The organism is Streptomyces caeni (genome assembly GCF_042678285.1).
Taxonomy (GTDB): domain Bacteria; phylum Actinomycetota; class Actinomycetes; order Streptomycetales; family Streptomycetaceae; genus Streptomyces; species Streptomyces caeni.
Genome location: NZ_JBHUDX010000085.1, coordinates 27,040 through 43,671 on the forward strand (window position 1 = coordinate 27,040; position 16,632 = coordinate 43,671).

18 protein-coding genes are annotated in these 16,632 nt (G+C 72.2%); 9 read left to right on the forward strand and 9 right to left on the reverse strand.

Annotated features, from left to right (window positions below):
• Position 1: 1 nt before the first annotated feature.
• The 7 genes from ACFSL4_RS28460 to ACFSL4_RS28490 form a co-directional block, all read right to left on the reverse strand.
• The gene (locus tag ACFSL4_RS28460; RefSeq protein ID WP_381089104.1) at positions 2-685 is read right to left on the reverse strand and encodes a TetR family transcriptional regulator; all 684 of its coding nucleotides are present in this window, start codon (positions 683-685) and stop codon (positions 2-4) included.
• A 110-nt stretch (positions 686-795) separates the two neighbouring features.
• Positions 796-927 carry a hypothetical protein gene (locus tag ACFSL4_RS28465; RefSeq protein WP_381088905.1) on the reverse strand — a complete coding sequence of 44 codons (132 nt, stop codon included), beginning with the start codon at positions 925-927 and terminating at the stop codon, positions 796-798.
• Positions 928-1,013: 86 nt separating this feature from the next.
• The gene (locus ACFSL4_RS28470) at positions 1,014-1,784 is read right to left on the reverse strand and encodes a succinate dehydrogenase iron-sulfur subunit (RefSeq protein ID WP_381088908.1); all 771 of its coding nucleotides are present in this window, start codon (positions 1,782-1,784) and stop codon (positions 1,014-1,016) included.
• A complete protein-coding gene (sdhA, locus tag ACFSL4_RS28475; protein ID WP_381088912.1) occupies positions 1,784-3,538 on the reverse strand; it encodes a succinate dehydrogenase flavoprotein subunit in 1,755 nt (584 codons plus the stop codon). The genes ACFSL4_RS28470 and sdhA overlap by 1 nt, the downstream gene beginning before the upstream one ends.
• Before the next feature lie 19 nt (positions 3,539-3,557).
• Positions 3,558-4,040: a succinate dehydrogenase hydrophobic membrane anchor subunit gene (locus tag ACFSL4_RS28480; RefSeq protein ID WP_381088915.1), complete on the reverse strand. Its 483-nt coding sequence runs from the start codon at positions 4,038-4,040 to the stop codon at positions 3,558-3,560.
• A 5-nt stretch (positions 4,041-4,045) separates the two neighbouring features.
• Positions 4,046-4,426, reverse strand: coding sequence for a succinate dehydrogenase, cytochrome b556 subunit (sdhC, locus tag ACFSL4_RS28485; protein WP_381088918.1), 381 nt, complete (start codon positions 4,424-4,426; stop codon positions 4,046-4,048).
• A 258-nt stretch (positions 4,427-4,684) separates the two neighbouring features.
• On the reverse strand, positions 4,685-5,197 hold the full coding sequence (locus ACFSL4_RS28490) for a 2-oxo-4-hydroxy-4-carboxy-5-ureidoimidazoline decarboxylase (protein WP_381088921.1): 513 nt from the start codon (positions 5,195-5,197) through the stop codon (positions 4,685-4,687).
• 381 nt (positions 5,198-5,578) lie between these two features.
• On the opposite strand from ACFSL4_RS28490, the gene ACFSL4_RS28495 reads away from it, so the two are divergent.
• Together ACFSL4_RS28495 and ACFSL4_RS28500 are read left to right on the forward strand one after the other, a co-directional pair.
• Entirely contained in the window at positions 5,579-7,234 is a 1,656-nt protein-coding gene (locus ACFSL4_RS28495) for a beta-N-acetylhexosaminidase (RefSeq protein WP_381088924.1), read from the forward strand.
• 161 nt (positions 7,235-7,395) lie between these two features.
• Complete coding sequence (locus tag ACFSL4_RS28500) at positions 7,396-7,965, forward strand: hypothetical protein (RefSeq protein ID WP_381088927.1); 570 nt, start codon at positions 7,396-7,398, stop codon at positions 7,963-7,965.
• A gap of 13 nt (positions 7,966-7,978) precedes the next feature.
• Here the strand turns inward: ACFSL4_RS28500 and ACFSL4_RS28505 are convergent, their stop codons facing one another.
• On the reverse strand, positions 7,979-8,467 hold the full coding sequence (locus ACFSL4_RS28505) for a DUF1877 family protein (protein ID WP_381088930.1): 489 nt from the start codon (positions 8,465-8,467) through the stop codon (positions 7,979-7,981).
• Positions 8,468-8,638: 171 nt separating this feature from the next.
• Between ACFSL4_RS28505 and ACFSL4_RS28510 the strand changes: the two genes are divergently transcribed.
• From ACFSL4_RS28510 to ACFSL4_RS28530, 5 genes are all read left to right on the forward strand, one after another.
• On the forward strand, positions 8,639-9,034 hold the full coding sequence (locus ACFSL4_RS28510; protein WP_381088933.1) for a hypothetical protein: 396 nt from the start codon (positions 8,639-8,641) through the stop codon (positions 9,032-9,034).
• Between the two features lie 124 nt (positions 9,035-9,158).
• On the forward strand, positions 9,159-9,791 hold the full coding sequence (locus tag ACFSL4_RS28515; protein WP_381088936.1) for an RNA polymerase sigma factor: 633 nt from the start codon (positions 9,159-9,161) through the stop codon (positions 9,789-9,791).
• The gene (locus ACFSL4_RS28520) at positions 9,788-10,630 is read left to right on the forward strand and encodes a hypothetical protein (protein WP_381088938.1); all 843 of its coding nucleotides are present in this window, start codon (positions 9,788-9,790) and stop codon (positions 10,628-10,630) included. Before ACFSL4_RS28515 ends, ACFSL4_RS28520 begins: the two co-directional genes overlap by 4 nt.
• A 518-nt stretch (positions 10,631-11,148) precedes the next feature.
• Positions 11,149-11,823, forward strand: coding sequence for an RNA polymerase sigma factor (locus ACFSL4_RS28525; protein WP_381088941.1), 675 nt, complete (start codon positions 11,149-11,151; stop codon positions 11,821-11,823).
• Positions 11,823-12,905: a hypothetical protein gene (locus tag ACFSL4_RS28530; protein WP_381088944.1), complete on the forward strand. Its 1,083-nt coding sequence runs from the start codon at positions 11,823-11,825 to the stop codon at positions 12,903-12,905. Before ACFSL4_RS28525 ends, ACFSL4_RS28530 begins: the two co-directional genes overlap by 1 nt.
• A gap of 235 nt (positions 12,906-13,140) precedes the next feature.
• Here the strand turns inward: ACFSL4_RS28530 and ACFSL4_RS28535 are convergent, their stop codons facing one another.
• On the reverse strand, positions 13,141-13,965 hold the full coding sequence (locus ACFSL4_RS28535) for a L,D-transpeptidase family protein (RefSeq protein ID WP_381088947.1): 825 nt from the start codon (positions 13,963-13,965) through the stop codon (positions 13,141-13,143).
• A gap of 246 nt (positions 13,966-14,211) precedes the next feature.
• Between ACFSL4_RS28535 and ACFSL4_RS28540 the strand changes: the two genes are divergently transcribed.
• Both ACFSL4_RS28540 and leuE read left to right on the forward strand, forming a co-directional pair.
• Positions 14,212-15,792, forward strand: coding sequence for an acyl-CoA mutase large subunit family protein (locus tag ACFSL4_RS28540; RefSeq protein WP_381088950.1), 1,581 nt, complete (start codon positions 14,212-14,214; stop codon positions 15,790-15,792).
• 64 nt (positions 15,793-15,856) lie between these two features.
• Positions 15,857-16,513: a leucine efflux protein LeuE gene (gene leuE, locus ACFSL4_RS28545; RefSeq protein ID WP_381088953.1), complete on the forward strand. Its 657-nt coding sequence runs from the start codon at positions 15,857-15,859 to the stop codon at positions 16,511-16,513.
• Positions 16,514-16,632: the final 119 nt, after the last annotated feature.

Genomic DNA, 16,632 nt, shown 5'->3' on the forward strand with positions numbered 1-16,632 from the left:
GTCACTCGGGGGCGCTCGCGTCGGCGGACGCGTGCGCCCCTTCCGCCCTCGCCGGATCCGGCAGGACCCTGGCCATCCCGGGCAGGAAGTCCGTGAACAGTTCGTGCACGTCGTGGACCAGGGGACGCAGCACCCGGAACCGGGACAGGGTGACGCCCCGCGCGGTCAGCCGGGCGCCGCGCTCGGCGAGCCGGTAGCTGCGCTCGCGGCCCTCCGTCCGGTCGAAGATCCAGTACAGGACGAGGCCCATCTGGGACAGCCACATCAACTCCGGCAGCACGTCCCGCAGTTCCTCCGGTACTCTCGCCCCCGACCCCGCGAGCACCTCCCGGTGGACGTCGATGGCCTCCGCGCGCGCGTGCTCCGACTCGGCGGAGAAGGGGCTGAGCGGGCTGTCCGGGTCGGCGGCGTTCTTGAAGAACTGCACCGCGAACTCGTGGTACGGCGTCGCGACGTCCAGCCACGCCTTCAGCACGCCGGTGAGCCGGGCCGTCAGATCGGTCTCCCGGTCCAGGACTTCCCGGACGGCCGCGCGGTGCTCGGCGGCGATGCGGTCGTAGAACCCCTGGATCAGATGTTCCTTGCCGGCGAAGTAGTAGTACGCGTTGCCGACGGAGACCCCGGCCTCCTGGGCGATGGCCCGCATGGTCGTCCGGTCGTACCCGCGCTCCCGGAACAGCCGCATCGCCGTCTGCAGGATCAGGGCGCGGGTCTGTTCGGACTTGGTGGGCACGGGAGGAGAGCCTAACGAGTGGCCGGCCGCCGTCCCGGGGCGGGGAGAGGCCGGAGGACGGGTCACTCGTCGGTGCGAGGAGCGGCGGCGGACCGCTTCGACCGGCCCGCTTCGAGGATCTCGGCCACGTCCACGGCGGCCTTGGCGCCGAGAGCATCATCGTAGGCCGGACGCCCCGCCGGTGTCCCCTTCACACGGTTTCACCCGATCGTGGCCCGGTACGCCCGAGGGCCCCGTATCCAGCGGAAACGGGGCCCTCGGAGGTCGCTTGCGACCGGCCTCAGATGCGGCGCGTGATCAGCGCCCTCTTGACCTCCTGGATCGCCTTCGTCACCTCGATGCCGCGCGGGCAGGCGTCCGTGCAGTTGAACGTGGTGCGGCAGCGCCACACGCCGTCCCGGTCGTTGAGGATCTCCAGGCGCTGCTCGCCGGCCTCGTCACGCGAGTCGAAGATGAAGCGGTGCGCGTTGACGATGGCCGCCGGGCCGAAGTACTGGCCGTCGTTCCAGAACACCGGGCACGAGGAGGTACAGGCGGCGCACAGGATGCACTTCGTCGTGTCGTCGAAGCGCTCGCGGTCGGCCGCCGACTGCAGGCGCTCACGCGTCGGCTCGTTCGTGTCCTTCGTGATCAGGAAGGGCATCACGTCCCGGTACGCCTGGAAGAACGGCTCCATGTCCACGACCAGGTCCTTGAGGACCGTCAGTCCCTTTATGGGCTCGACCGTGATCGGCTTGTCCGGGTTGATGTCCTTGATCAGCGTCTTGCAGGCCAGACGGTTCTTGCCGTTGATCCGCATGGCGTCCGAGCCGCAGATGCCGTGGGCGCAGGAGCGGCGGAAGGTCAGCGAGCCGTCGAGGTCCCACTTGATCTTGTGGAGGCCGTCGAGGACGCGCTCCTTCGGGTCGATCTCGATCCGGAAGTCCTCCCAGACCGCGTCCGCCGAGACCTCCGGGTTGAAGCGGCGGATCCGGAAGGTGACCGTGATGTAGGGGGAGGCGGCGGAACCGGAAGCGGCCGCCTCCTCCTTGTCCAGAACGGGGGTAGCCATCAGTACTTACGCTCCATCGGCTGGTAGCGGGTCTGGACGACCGGCTTGTAGTCGAGACGGACGGAATCGGTGCCGTCGTCGCCCACCTCGCGGTACGCCATGGTGTGGCGCATGAAGTTGACGTCGTCGCGGTTCGGGTAGTCCTCGCGGTAGTGACCGCCGCGGGACTCCTTGCGGGCCAGGGCCGACACCGCCATGACCTCGGCGAGGTCCAGCAGGTTGCCCAGCTCGATGGCCTCCAGCAGGTCCGTGTTGAACCGCTTGCCCTTGTCCTGGATCGCCACGTTCTTGTAGCGCGCCCTGAGCTCGGCGATCTTGTCGACGGCCGTCTTGATCGTCTGCTCGGTGCGGAACACCATGACGTTCGCGTCCATGGTCTCCTGCAACTCGCGCCGCAGCTCCGCCACGCGCTCGGTGCCCGTCGAGGACCGCAGCTGCTCGATCTGCTCGATCACGAACCGCTCCGGGTCCTCCGGCAGCTCGACGAAGTCCGCCTTCTGCGAGTAGTCCGCCGCCGCGATGCCGGCCCGGCGTCCGAAGACGTTGATGTCCAGCAGCGAGTTGGTGCCGAGGCGGTTGGCGCCGTGGACGGACACGCAGGCGACCTCGCCGGCCGCGTACAGGCCCGGGACCACCGTGGTGTTGTCCGCCAGGACCTCGCCCTCGACGTTCGTCGGGATGCCGCCCATCGCGTAGTGCGCGGTCGGCTGGATCGGGATCGGGTCCGTGTAGGGCTCGATGCCCAGGTAGGTGCGGGCGAACTCCGTGATGTCGGGCAGCTTGGCGTCGAGCTGCTCCGGCGGGAGGTGGGTGAGGTCCAGGTAGACGTGGTCGCCCTCGGGACCGCAGCCGCGGCCCTCGCGGATCTCCGTGTAGATGGAGCGGGACACGACGTCACGGGACGCGAGGTCCTTCATCACCGGCGCGTACTTCTCCATGAAGCGCTCGCCGTCCTTGTTGCGGAGGATGCCGCCCTCGCCGCGCGCGCCCTCGGTCAGGAGGATGCCCATGCGCCAGATGCCGGTCGGGTGGAACTGGAAGAACTCCATGTCCTCCAGCGGCAGCCCCCGGCGGTAGACGGCCGCCTGGCCGTCACCGGTCAGCGTGTGGGCGTTCGACGTGACCTTGAAGAACTTGCCGCAGCCGCCGGAGGCGTAGATCACGGCCTTCGCCTGGAAGACGTGGATCTCGCCGGTCGCCAGCTCGTAGGCCACCACACCGGCCGACTTCCTGACGCCGTCGACCTCGGTGATCAGCTGGTCGAGGACGTAGAACTCGTTGAAGAACTCCACGCCCTCCTTCACGCAGTTCTGGTACAGCGTCTGCAGGATCATGTGGCCGGTGCGGTCGGCCGCATAGCAGGAGCGGCGGACCGGCGCCTCGCCGTGGTTGCGGGAGTGACCGCCGAAACGGCGCTGGTCGATCGTCCCGTTGGGGGTCCGGTTGAACGGCAGGCCCATCTTCTCCAGGTCGAGGACGGAGTCGATGGCCTCCTTCGCCAGGATCTCGGCGGCGTCCTGGTCGACCAGGTAGTCACCGCCCTTGACCGTGTCGAAGGTGTGCCACTCCCAGTTGTCCTCCTCCACGTTGGCCAGCGCGGCGGCCATGCCGCCCTGCGCGGCGCCGGTGTGGGAGCGGGTGGGGTACAGCTTCGTCAGTACGGCGGTGCGGCTGCGCTTCGTCGCCTCGATGGCGGCGCGCATGCCGGCGCCGCCGGCGCCGACGATGACGGTGTCGTACTTGTGGATCTTCATGATTCTCGCAGCCCCGTGCCTAGCGGATGTTCGGGTCGAAGGTGAAGATCACCAGCGTGCCCAGCAGGATGGTGAACACCGTGGCGGTGTACAGCAGGCCCTTCAGCCACAGGCGCGTGTTCGTCCGCTCGGCGTAGTCGTTGATGACGGTACGCAGGCCGTTGGCGCCGTGCAGCATCGCGAGCCACAGCATGCCGAGGTCCCAGGCCTGCCACCACGGGGAGGCCCAGCGGCCGGCCACGAAAGCGAAGCCGATCTTGGTGACGCCGCCGTCGAGCACGAGCTGGATCAGCAGGTGGCCGACGACCAGGACGACCAGCACGATGCCGGACAGGCGCATGAACAGCCAGCCGTACATCTCGAAGTTGCCGCGGGTCGACTTCGGGGTCTTCTTGGTCCGCTTGCGGGGGGCCTCGATCACCGGCGCCGGGTTGTCGGCGTCGTACAGCGGGGCGCCCTCGACGGGGCCGATGGCGGAGGCGGTGGTTTCAGTCGTGGACATGCGCGTCAGCTCCCGAACAGTTCACGAGCGGCGTGACCGAGGACGGGGTAGATCGCCCCGAGCATCAGCACGATCCACACGCCGAGGACGGTCCACAGCATCTGCCTCTGGTAGCGCGGGCCCTTCGACCAGAAGTCGACGGCGACGACGCGCAGGCCGTTCAGCGCGTGGAAGAGGATGGCGGCGACGAGGCCGTACTCCAGCACGGCGACGATCGGCGTCTTGTACGTGGAGACGACCTTGTCGTAGGCCTCGGGGGAGACACGCACGAGAGCGGTGTCCAGGACGTGTACGAACAGGAAGAAGAAGATGAGGACGCCGGTGACTCGGTGAGCCACCCAGGACCACATTCCTTCCCGGCCGCGGTACAGCGTTCCAGCCGGCACGGAAGAACCCTCCGGGAGCGGGGACTAGGGCCGCGCCGGCTTCTGGGTCGGTCGGGCCCGGCCGGGTACGGTCCACCGGCCCTCAGCATCGTAGCGACGACTCGGCGAATCGCTTACGGCGGCCCTACCGATGTGATCAAACCGGCAATCAAACGAGCACGGACGGGCTAGTCGGCCTACCGGTGACCGGGTGGGGGCCGCTCGCGACCCCCGTGCGCGGGCGGTCGCGGCCGTGCGTCGTCGCAGGTCCGCCGCTCCTCAGGGGGCGTGGTGCAGCGCCCGCCGCCCGCAGGGTGCCCGCAGCAGCCGCGTCAGTCGTCCCCGCGCGAGCCGCCGCAGCTCCTCCGCCGCCAGCGGCCGCTCCTCCTCCGGATCGTTCGCCAATCGTGACCGGATGGCGGCCAGGACCCGGTCGGCGGCTTCCCCGGGCGCCACGTCGTCCAGGCAGATGACGAACACATGACCGAATCTGCTCTCGTAGGCGGCGTGTGCCGCGTCGAGGGCGGTCCGGGCCGCCGAGTACACGCCGTCCGGGAGCGCCATGAGTGACTCGCCGGCCAGCGCCTCGGAGAGATCCGCGGGCGTGAGATCGTAGGCCGCCTCGTCGGCCGCGGCGAGCAGGGAGCCCAGGTCGGGGTAGGGGCGGTGCTCGGCGACGCGGTGGGCCCAGCGCGGGCTGCGGCAGCAGGCGAGGAGGGCGCGCCGGGCGTCGTCGGAGGCCGCGGAGTTGAACACCTCCAGGCCCGTGGTGGCCTCCGCGCGGTGTTGCACCGGCAGGGCGGTGTGGCCGGGGAGGTGAGGGGGACGGTGCGGATGCAGCGTGGGTCCTCGGCGGGAGGCGCGCGTGACGTCCCGTGGGCATCGCGTGCGGATCGGCAGGGGAGGGTGCGTGAGGTGCGCCGTCACGGTACCGACGGCGGTCGGGCGGATGTCCAATCGTTGTCCGGTTTTCACCCGGATGGGAGAGTTTTGGGGCACTGGGTGGACGGCCGCGCGGGTGGCGGCCGTAGGTTCGGGAGAGCAGCGGAGCCTGGAGGTGAGTGGTGTGCGATCGAAGGCCGGATGCATACGGACGGGCGGGCCGGGTGAGGTGCCGCCGGGTCGTCCGGGTACGGCGTTGCCGTACCCGGGCGCGGTGCGGGGAGGGGCGTGGTGACCGGCCGCAGGCGGCGGGTCTCCCGCAAGAAGACGTCCGGGAGGCGCAACCGGTTGCTGCTGGGCGGCGGGATCCTCGTCGCGGGTGCGGTCGCGGCCACCGTGGCCCTCTGGCCGTCCGGCGACGGCTCGCCGGACGGAACCGGTGCCTCCGCGGGCACGTCGGCCTCCCCCACGGGGCCGGTCGCCCCCATGGGGTCCGCCGGCACCTCCGTCCCGTCCCCGGCCCGCACCTACCCCCTCTCGCAGACACCCCGCACCATCCCCGCCGTCCGGGAGCACACCCCGGCGCGCGGCCCCGGCTGGCGGCCCGCCGCCGCGGCCCGGGTGGTCGTCGACGACGACGCCCTGGCCGACGAGGGCCGGCTGCTGGCCGGAGAGCTGAAGATGGGGTACGCCGGGCGGACGGCCGCCCGCACCGGGGACGTCGAGCTGGGACTGGCCGGCAGCGGCGACCGGGAGTCGTACACGATGACCGTCCGCGCCGGGCGGGTGCGGATCACCGGACCGGGTGAGGCCGGGGTCTTCTACGGGACCCGCACCCTCAAGCAGGAGGTGCACGGCGGCGGCACCGCGCCCGAGGGCGTCGTCCGCGACGCGCCCGCCAAGCCACGGCGCGGGTTCATGCTCGACATCGCGCGCAAGTACTACACGGCCGACTGGATCGAGGACCGCATACGGGAGCTCGGCGACCTGAAGTACAACGAACTGGGACTGCACTTCTCCGACGACCAGGGCTTCCGCATCGAGTCCGGCACGCATCCGGAGATCGTCTCCCGGCAGCACCTCACCAAGGCGCAGGTGCGCGGGATCGTCGCCCTCGCCACGAGCCGGCACATCACCGTCGTCCCCGAGATCGACTCCCCCGGGCACCTCGGCGCCGTGATCGCCGCCCACCCCGACCTCCAGCTGCGAAGCGCATCCGGCACCCCCGCCCGCGGGGCGGTCGACATCTCCAAGCCCGCGGCCGCGCGGATCGTGGACGACCTGCTGGGCGAGTACGCGGACCTGTTCCCGGGCTCCTACTGGCATCTGGGCGGCGACGAGTACCAGGCGCTGGCGGTGTCGAACCCGGCCGCCTCCTACCCGCAGCTCGCCGCGGCGGCCAAGGCCCGCTACGGGCCGAACGCCGGCGTCGCGGACCTCGCGACCGGCTGGCTCAACGACCGCGCGGCCGTGCTGCGCCGCCACGGCCGGACGGTGCGCGCCTGGAACGACGGGTTCTACCGGACGAGCGCGGTGCAGCCGGCCAAGGGCCTCGAGGTCGCGTACTGGACCGGGAAGGAGATCGGCGCCCGGCGTCCGGCGGAGTACCTGGGCGCGGGCCGCACGCTGCTCAACTACAACGACGCCTACCTGTACTACGTGCTGGGCCAGCCGCAGACCTTCGTGTACCCCACCGGGCAGCGGATCTACGAGCAGTGGACCCCGCGCGTGCTGCGGGGCTCCACCGCGGTGCCCGCGCGCTACGACCGGCAGATACTCGGCGGTGTGTTCGCGGTGTGGTCCGATCGCGCGACCGCGCAGACGCAGAACCAGGTCTCGGCCGGGATCCGGATGCCGCTGCGGGCCACCGCACAGAAGCTGTGGGACGCGGGGAAGCCGGCGCTGCCCTGGGCGCAGTTCCGGCAACTGGCAGGCCGGCTGGGGTGAGAGAGGGCCGGAGGCACGGTTGGCCGAAAACCCGTTGTTCCCAATCAGTCACCGACAGGGCGTGGTGCCCCGGTGGCACTCCCGGTAGGTTGCACGCAGTAAGGGGAAGTGCGGGCTCCGTTGGCATGAGGCGCCCCGTCGAGGCGTTTCGAGGAGGCGTGATGAGCCTGGTGGACCTGATCGCACAGGCGGACAGACGTGCGCTCGCGGCGAGCGGTCTGGCTTGTTTGGATCGGTGTGTTCCGCTCCTCGGAGGCGACGACGAGATCCTGCGGCCGCTGTGGTCGAGCCTCGTCGCGGGGCAGGAGTGGCAGGAGCGGGCCGCCAAGGCGCGGGCCGAACTGGGTGCCGAGGAGATGTCCGACGGCGACGCCGAGCGTGTCTTCGAAGCCGAGGCCGCGCGGCTGGCCCGCCGCATGCTGGACACGTTTCCCGCGCGACCCACCACCGAGGCGCTGCGCCAGTGGGCGGACGCCTGCTCGGTCGCCGCGCTGCAGGTGCACCAGCTGCTGGACCCCGCCGAGGACGCCTCCCCGGTCGAAGCCCGCCGCGAGGGCCGCACCGAGGGCATGCCGTCCCTGGTCGCCGCCGAACTGCGCCGCCAGATCACCGTGCTCGAACTGCTCGCCGGGCACGGCCCGAACGGGCTGCGCCAGGCCCTGGAGGTGTCCACGGAGGGGCGGCGGGTGCTGCGGGCCGTCGTGTCGCGGCGGGCACGCGGGCGGGCGTGAGCCCCGTCGGCGTTCACCGCATCAGCCGCTTCACCACCGCGTCTCCGTACTCGGCGGTCTGCGTGTAGAAGGCCCTCAGGTCCCGGTGCGCCGACTCGAAGGCGCACCGCGTCTCGGCCTCCGTGGCGCTCCCGTCGTACCGGGGCAGCAGATGGTCGCGGGCGAGCCGCCACAACGCCTCGAAGTCCGTCGTCGTGAGGAACGCGGCCACCCGCGCCGCCCGCGCCGCGGGGAGCAGCAGAAAGGGCGGACCCTCCCGGTCGTCGGGGAACACCGGGGCGCCGCCGAGCACGATGTCGTTCCGCGGACCGTTCTCCTCGGGGTGGGACGGGGCGCAGGCGTAGAGCAACTCCTGGTCCAGGTAGCGCCGGTCGAGCACTTCCTCGCGGTGCCGGTCGACCCGCCGCCGCACCGTGTCCCAGTCGTCCTCGAAGAGCCTCTGCAGCCAGTTCGCGCTGTTGCGCAGTGCCGGGGCCGGCACCGAGCGGAGATGGAAGTACATGCTCATCACAGAAGGCAGCGCACACCGCGGTTGAACCGTCACTTCCGCGAAGACCCCGCTGGTGAGGGGTTCTTGTGGCAGCCATGGGGCGGAGGCGGCCGGTCCTGTGCCGGTTGCGGCGCCCGCTCGGATCACGGTGACGAAAAGGCCGCCGACCTCGCTGTCCCGTACGTGACGACACAGCAGGAGACCAGGCCCCACGCCGCCGCGAAGCCGGCGCGATGGGCGGCGGACACGGTGGCGGCGATGCGTGAGGGCGCCGGGCTGCGGCTCGACTACTCGGCGCAGAGCCTGTGGCGCGTGGACCGGTTGATCGAGGAGATACGGCGGGAGGGGGCACCGTACGACGCCGTGGAGAGCGCGCTGCGGGGATTCGGCGCCTACGCGGGCGAGGTGATCGTCCGTCAGACCGGCGCCGAGTGGTGGGCGTCCGGCGGCGAGCACTGGGTCCGCGCCCCGAACGGCTCGCTGTGGGACCCGATCGACGAGGCCCGCCGCTGCTTCGCCGGGCACGGCTCGCTGCGGCTGCTGTGCCGGGACGCGACGGCTGGGGCGCGGACCACCTAGGGGGTGACGCCTGTGACACTTCGGCGGGGCGTGACGCTGTTGACCATGGGGGCGCCGCCACGCGTTCCCGCACGGTGCGGGTTCACCACGGCTCGCTACGCACTCGGTACGAACGAGGACAGTGTTGGGCCAACGACGGGAACCCCGCCGCACACAGGCGTTCGACGGGGAACTGGGCGCGGCCGTTGCGCGGGCTCAGGAGGGCGACGAGGCCGCCTTTGCGGTGGCGTACCGGATCGTGCAGCCGGGTCTGCTCGGTTATCTGCGCGGGCTGGTCGGCGGCGACGCCGAGGACGTGGCGTCGGACGCCTGGCTGGAGATCGCGCGGGACCTCGGGCGGTTCAAGGGAGACGGCGCGGGCTTCCGGGGCTGGACGGCGACCATCGCCCGGCACCGGGCGCTCGACCATCTGCGCCGGCAGCGGGTGCGACCCCGTGCGTCGGCGCTGGAGCAGGACGCGCTCGAACTGCCTGGTACCCACAGCACCCACGACCAGGCGCTGGAGTCCATCTCCACCGAGCGCGCCCTGGAAATGGTCCGGGGGCTGCCGCGCGACCAGGCTGAGGCCGTGCTGCTGCGCGTGGTCGTCGGACTCGACGGCCCGGCCGCCGCGCGCGTCCTCGGCAAGCGGCCCGGCGCGGTGCGCACCGCCGCCCACCGAGGGCTGAGGCGGCTGGCCCGTCAGCTCGGCGTCGACGGCGGAACGGGCCGGGGTGTGATGGAAGACGGCTCCCGAGCGCTGGGGGAGTCGAAATGAACGGCAACGGCGGCGCGCCCGGCGACGAGACCGGCCGTCGGACAGGGATGGATGCGGACATGGGTGAACGGCACAGCGGCGGCGGAGCCCCCGGCCGTCGGCACGTGCACCCCGGCGGCACCGTGCCCGCCCCTGGGGCCGAGGCCGAGAACGCCGCGCTGGAGGCGCTGCTCGCCGCCGCACTGCGCCAGGACGTCGTGGACGCCGAGGGCGAACAGCGGGCGGTGGCCGCGTTCCGCGCCACCCGGGACGCCCGGGCCCGGCAGGCGCGGACCCGGCGCCGGGACGACTGGCGGCCGCGAGAGCAACGGCGCACGCGACGCTCGGTGAAGGCGACGGTCGCCGTGCTCCTCACGAGTCTCACCCTGGGCGGCGTCGCGGTCGCCGGGATCGGGTCGGCCGGCTTCTCCGGCGACGCGGGCGGCGACCACGGGCAGCCCTCGCACGGCGCCACGGACCGCCAGGCCGTGCGGCCCGACCCGACGGAGTCCCGCGCGCCGGGCACCGCCGCCTCCCCGGAACGCCCGGAGACCGCGCAGGACACCGTGGCCCACTGCCGTGCCTACGAAGCGGTCAAGGACCGGGGCAGGGCGATGGACGCCACGGCCTGGCAGCGGCTGGTGGCGGCCGCGGGGGGCGAGGACAACGTCGAGGCGTACTGCGCGGAGCAGTTGAAAGCCGCTGCCACCCCGTCGGCCGACAAGACGGGCAAGTCCGGCACCAAGGGCGGGAGCGAGGTGACGGCGGGCTCGGGTACCGCGGCTCCGGCCGCTCCCGCCACGCGGGCCGTCGTGCCCACGACCCCCGCGGCCGGCAACTCCAGGAGACCTGGGCGGTAGGTCACCGGCCGCTGCCGCGGGCCGGCCGGGCGTCCGTCGGCCCGCGCGGCCCGCACGGCCCGAACCGGTTCGTTCTCAGGAGTATGTGCTCAGGGACATGTCCAAAGGAGCCCGACGCCCCGATGCCGTCCGTCTCAGGGCCCGCCGGAGTGCGCCTCGCGACAAGCGTCACGGCGTCGCCAAGGCAACGGCCGGGGCCGCCACCCCCCACAGGAGAGGCCCCGTCCGTCGCGCGGCACGGGCCGCGCGGCGGCCCGTACTCTCTACAGCGCCGTGGATGCGTTTTCTGTCACACCTCACCGCGTCACGTATTGGTTGCACGTTGTACGGCCGTGGACGCAGACCTGTTTCAGGCCGTAACGTGCCTTTCGCGCCGACCGCGGACGACCAGCAAAACGGGTGATGGGAACCGCCGCAGACCACGGCATCAGACCGCAGGGCAACGACGAGGAATCACGACAGCGACACCCGGTCCGCGCGGGCGGTGCCGGACGAGGCGCACAGAGGGGCAGTTCGGGGTGCTGGGGGACGACGCGGAGCTGACGGCCGCCGTGCTTGCGGCACAGGACGGGGACGAGACCGCGTTCCGGACCGTGTACCGCGCGGTGCATCCCCGGCTGCTCGGGTACGTGCGGACGCTGGTCGGTGACCCCGACGCGGAGGACGTCACCTCCGAGGCATGGCTGCAGATAGCCCGTGACCTGGAGCGGTTCAGCGGCGATGCCGACCGGTTCCGGGGCTGGGCGGCGCGGATCGCCCGCAACCGTGCGCTCGATCACATACGGATGCGCGGGCGGCGCCCCGCGATCGGCGGCGACGAGACGGAACTGACCGGGAAGGCCGCCGAGTCGGACACGGCTGGCGAGGCCATCGAGGCCCTGGCCACGGACCGCACCCTCTCCCTCATCGCCCAGCTCCCTCAGGACCAGGCGGAAGCCGTGGTGCTGCGGGTGGTCGTGGGCCTGGACGCCAAGTCCGCCGCCGAGACGCTCGGCAAGCGCCCGGGTGCCGTCCGCACGGCGGCGCACCGCGGGCTGAAGCGGCTCGCGGAGCTGCTCGACGCGGGCCCCGGGGCGGATCCCGAATCGGCTGGCGCCCTCCGCGCCATGCCTCCCCAGCCAGATGCGCGCAGGCGCGCGGTGTCGCCCGCGGGTGTGACGCGCGTGCGTTCGCGGACGCAGAAGGACATGTGATGGCCGACGAGCAGTACGGGTGGCTTGACAAGGACGCGGCGGAACGTCTGCTGCGCGGAGAGCCGCTGGACGCCGCCGACCCCGACACACGCGCACGCGCCGCCCGGCTCGCCGAGACCCTTGCCGCACTTGCCGCGACACCGGCGCCCACCACCGAGGAACCGCCGGGCGAGGCCGCCGCACTGGCCGCCTTCCGGGCCGCGCGCACCGGCGCCGACGGCGAGGGAGCACGCTTTGGGGCGTCCGCCGTTGCCCCGTCCGCCGACGCCGGGCTCATCCGCCTCGGGCGCCCCGTCGCCGCCGGGCGCCGGTGTTGGTGGGGGCGTCCCGTGCGCTTCGGCCTCGCCGCCGCGGTGGCGGCCGGGGTGATCGGCGGGGCCGCGGTGGCGGCCGGAACCGGAGTCCTGCCGACGCCGTTCCACGACGAACCGGGACCCGCCGCGTCCGTGTCGGCCACCGCGACGCCGCGGCAGCCGCAGGGCACGCCGACGCCGGGCGGACCCCGGGCGCGCGGTTCCCGTACGCCGGCGCCCGGTGCCACGGGCGGCGCCCGGGACGGCTCCTCGCACCCCGAGGCCGGCAACGGCTCCGCGCCGGGCGGCCGGCCGGGCTCAGGTGACGAGCACGCCGGAGGCGGGGCCGGGCAGCGGTGGGCCGTGGTGTACTCCTCCTGCCGTGATCTGGCCGACGGCAAGGGACTGGGCCTGGAACGGCGGCGCGCTCTGGAGGACGCTGCCGGCGGCAGCGGGCGGGTGAACGAGTTCTGCAGGGGTGTCCTCGGCGGCAAGGGCAACGGCAACGGCACCGGGAACGGCACCGGCACCGGGAACGGCACCGGCACCGGGAACGGCACCGGCAAGGGCAACAGCAACGGGAACGGCACCGGGAACGGCACCGGGAACGGCACCGGGAACGGCACCGGGAACGGCAACGGGAACGCCGGCGACCAGGGCGGCAACGGCGACGACGGCGAAGGCGACATAGGGCCGGCCACCCCCCACGCCGTGGCGCGGTTCCTGCCCCCGCGGACGGCGTCCCCGGGCCCCACCTGCAGCGCGCTGGGCGCGCCTGAGGGCCACTGACCCGTCGCACTCCGACCGCATGCCCTTTGACCCGGGGTTTCGTGCTGCGTGTGACTTCGTTCGACGGGGGTGTGACGTTTTCGGCCCCGGTGGCGCAGTAATGAGTGAGCCGACTGGTCATCGGCCGTCGCACAGAGCCGGGGTTCCCCCCGTACCCACGGCTCCGTGCACCCGGCGCGGGCGGGACACGTTCCCCCGGTCCCGCCCGCGCCCCGCACACCTCCTCCGGTCCGTCTCACCAGGAGACGACGACCTTGTCGCCGGTCCGCACCTGCGAGAACAGCGCCGCGATCGCGGCCTCGTCCCGTACGTTCACACATCCGTGGGAGCCACCGGCGTATCCGCGCGCCGCGAAGTCGTACGAGTAGTGCACCGCCTGGCCGCCGCTGAAGAACATCGCGTACGGCATGGGCGAGTGGTAGATCGTGGACACGTGGTGACGTGATTTCCAGTAGATGTGGAACACACCCTCCCGTGTGGGTGTGTACTGGGTGCCGAACCGGACCGCCATCGTCGAGACGGTCCGTCCGCCGATCATCCAGCGCAGCGTCCGGGTCGTCTTGCTGATGCACAGCACCCGGCCCGTCATACAGCGCGGGTCCGGTGCGGCGGCCGGCTGCCCGCCCATCAGATACAGCTCCCATGTGCCGGGTTCGTGGGTCATCTTCAGCAGCCGCTGCCAGGTGACGGAATCGACCTCGCCCGTCCGCGGCAGCCCGCGCTTGCCCTGGAAGCCCTTGACGGCGTTCTCGGTCAGATCGTCGTACGTCCCCGTAGGCCCGTCGAACAGCCAGGCCAGCTGGCGCAGCCGGGCCTGCAGCTCGCGGACCTGCCGGCCGGAGTCACCGCGTGCCCACAGGACGGCGGCGGAAGGCTTCGGGGCGGGCGTGGCGCCCTGCGTCGCGCCGTCTGACGGCGTGTGCGGGACCTCGATGTGCACCGGTGGACGGTGCTCGGCGCCCCCGCCCTGCCCGTCCGCCGGCTGTGCCGTGCATCCGGCGACCGCTGCGACCGCGGCGAGCGCGGCCGTCACCGCGAGTACGGCAAGCGATCTCCCCATCCCCCTGGTACGCATTCGCCCCCCGGTCGTCCCGCCGGTCCCCGATGCCCGGTCATGCCACCTGAGATCCTCCCCGCATGTGCCCCCAAGGGAACAACAGGGCATGGTTGTGAGCAAGGTCCCAGCGTGCGGCCCTCCACCGGGCGCACGGCCGCCGCTACAGTCCGTGGCGAGGTCGTCTGTACCGGCCGGTAACGTAGTCGGGTCCACCGGGCCGAGAAACGAAGCAACGCGGAGGCACACACCATGGCGCGCGAGTCGGAGTCCGGACTGCCCATCGAGCCGGTGTACGGGCCGGATGCCCTGGAGGGCTGGGACCCGGACGGGAAGCTGGGCGCGCCGGGGGCGTACCCGTTCACACGCGGTGTGTATCCCACGATGTACACGGGCCGTCCGTGGACGATGCGTCAGTACGCGGGCTTCGGCACGGCGGTGGAGTCGAACGCGCGCTACAAGCAGCTGATCGCGAACGGCACCATGGGCCTGTCGGTCGCCTTCGACCTGCCCACCCAGATGGGCCACGACTCCGACGCGCCGATCGCGCACGGCGAGGTCGGGAAGGTCGGCGTCGCCATCGACTCGCTCGACGACATGCGGGTGCTGTTCGACGGGATCCCGCTGGACAAGGTGTCCACGTCGATGACGATCAACGCGCCGGCGGCCCTGCTGCTCCTCCTGTACCAGCTGGTGGCCGAGGAGCAGGGCGTGCCGGCCGACCGGCTCACCGGCACCATCCAGAACGACGTGCTGAAGGAGTACATCGCGCGGGGGACGTACATCTTCCCGCCCAAGCCGTCCCTGCGTCTGATCGCGGACATCTTCAAGTACTGCAAGGCGGAGATCCCGAAGTGGAACACCATCTCGATCTCCGGCTACCACATGGCGGAGGCGGGGGCGTCCCCCGCACAGGAGATCGCGTTCACGCTGGCGGACGGCATCGAGTACGTGCGCACGGCGGTCGCGGCCGGCATGGACGTCGACGACTTCGCGCCCCGGCTGTCGTTCTTCTTCGTCGCCCGGACGACGATCCTGGAGGAGGTCGCCAAGTTCCGCGCCGCCCGCCGGATCTGGGCGCGTGTGATGCGGGACGAGTTCGGCGCGAAGAACCCGAAGTCGATGATGCTGCGGTTCCACACGCAGACGGCCGGCGTGCAGCTGACGGCGCAGCAGCCCGAGGTGAACCTGGTGCGGGTCGCCGTGCAGGGCCTGGCGGCGGTGCTCGGCGGCACGCAGTCGCTGCACACGAACTCCTTCGACGAGGCGATCGCGCTGCCGACGGACAAGTCCGCGCGCCTGGCGCTGCGCACGCAGCAGGTGCTCGCCTATGAGACGGACGTGACGGCGACCGTGGACCCCTTCGCGGGCTCCTACGTGGTCGAGACGATGACGGACGAGGTGGAGGCCGCGGCGCTGGAGCTGATGGGCAAGGTCGAGGAGCTGGGCGGCGCGGTCCCGGCGATCGAGCGCGGCTTCCAGAAGGGCGAGATCGAGCGCAACGCCTACCGGATCGCGCAGGAGACGGACGCGGGCGAGCGGGTCGTCGTCGGCGTCAACCGCTTCCAGCTCGACGAGGAGGAGCCCTACGAGCCGCTGCGCGTCGACCCGGCGATCGAGGCCCAGCAGGCGGAACGCCTCGCCAAGCTGCGCGCGGAGCGCGACCAGCGGGCGGTGGACGCGGCGCTCGCGGACCTGAAGAAGGCGGCGGAGGGCACCGACAACGTGCTGTACCCGATGCGGGAGGCGCTGAAGGCCCGCGCCACGGTGGGCGAGGTCTGCAACGCACTGCGCGAGGTGTGGGGGACGTACGTGCCGAGCGACGCCTTCTGACCTGCCGTCTCGCCCCGCGGAACCCGGGACCGGAGTGTCGTACCACCGTGCGACACTCCTTCCCATGTTCGGCGTCATCGATCTCCCCACCTACCTGGCGGGTCTCGTCCTCATCGTCCTGCTGCCCGGGCCCAACTCCCTCTATGTGCTGTCCGTCGCCGCCCGCCGCGGGGTGCGGGCCGGCTACACGGCGGCGGCGGGCGTGTGGTGCGGGGACACGGTGCTGATGACGCTGTCCGCGGCCGGAGTGGCCTCGCTGCTGAAGGCGAACGCCGTGCTGTTCGGGATCGTGAAGTACGCCGGGGCCGGCTATCTGACGTGGCTGGCGGTCGGCATGCTGCGGGCCGCATGGGGGATGTGGCGGAGCCGGCGGCAGGGGACCGCGGCCGCACAGGCCCCGGCCCCGCTCGTCGCGGCCGCGGAGCGGCCCTACCGCCGCGCCCTTGTGATCAGCCTGTTCAACCCCAAGGCGATCCTCTTCTTCGTCGCCTTCTTCGTGCAGTTCGTCGACCCCGGGTACGGACACCCGGCGCTCCCCTTCGTCGTGCTCGGCGTCTTCGCCCAGATCGCCAGCGGCCTGTACCTGAGCGCCCTGATATTCGGCGGCACGCGCCTGGCGGCGGCCTTCCACCGGCGCAGGCGGCTGTCGGCGGGTGCCACGTCGGCCGCGGGCGTCCTCTTCCTGGGTTTCGCGGTGAAGCTGTCGCTGGCCGGCGCGTGACCTGTCGGCTGCGGCCGGGCGGCTGGGGCCGGGCGGCTGGGGCGGCGAGGCCGATGCCGAGCCGCAGCGGGCAGGGGTGCGTCCGGACCTGAGGGTGCCGCGCAGGGCGTCACGGTGCA

What these genes read in the sequence shown, in the direction of transcription:
- ACFSL4_RS28460 (WP_381089104.1), bottom strand. Translation starts at nt 685, where the DNA reads ATGCGGCTGTTCCGGGAGCGCGGGTACGACCGGACGACCATGCGGGCC.
- ACFSL4_RS28470 (WP_381088908.1), bottom strand. Translation starts at nt 1,784, where the DNA reads ATGGCTACCCCCGTTCTGGACAAGGAGGAGGCGGCCGCTTCCGGTTCC.
- sdhA (WP_381088912.1), bottom strand. Translation starts at nt 3,538, where the DNA reads ATGAAGATCCACAAGTACGACACCGTCATCGTCGGCGCCGGCGGCGCC.
- ACFSL4_RS28480 (WP_381088915.1), bottom strand. Translation starts at nt 4,040, where the DNA reads ATGTCCACGACTGAAACCACCGCCTCCGCCATCGGCCCCGTCGAGGGC.
- ACFSL4_RS28500 (WP_381088927.1), top strand. Translation starts at nt 7,396, where the DNA reads ATGAGCCTGGTGGACCTGATCGCACAGGCGGACAGACGTGCGCTCGCG.
- ACFSL4_RS28505 (WP_381088930.1), bottom strand. Translation starts at nt 8,467, where the DNA reads ATGTACTTCCATCTCCGCTCGGTGCCGGCCCCGGCACTGCGCAACAGC.
- ACFSL4_RS28520 (WP_381088938.1), top strand. Translation starts at nt 9,788, where the DNA reads ATGAACGGCAACGGCGGCGCGCCCGGCGACGAGACCGGCCGTCGGACA.
- ACFSL4_RS28530 (WP_381088944.1), top strand. Translation starts at nt 11,823, where the DNA reads ATGGCCGACGAGCAGTACGGGTGGCTTGACAAGGACGCGGCGGAACGT.
- ACFSL4_RS28535 (WP_381088947.1), bottom strand. Translation starts at nt 13,965, where the DNA reads ATGGGGAGATCGCTTGCCGTACTCGCGGTGACGGCCGCGCTCGCCGCG.
- ACFSL4_RS28540 (WP_381088950.1), top strand. Translation starts at nt 14,212, where the DNA reads ATGGCGCGCGAGTCGGAGTCCGGACTGCCCATCGAGCCGGTGTACGGG.
- leuE (WP_381088953.1), top strand. Translation starts at nt 15,857, where the DNA reads ATGTTCGGCGTCATCGATCTCCCCACCTACCTGGCGGGTCTCGTCCTC.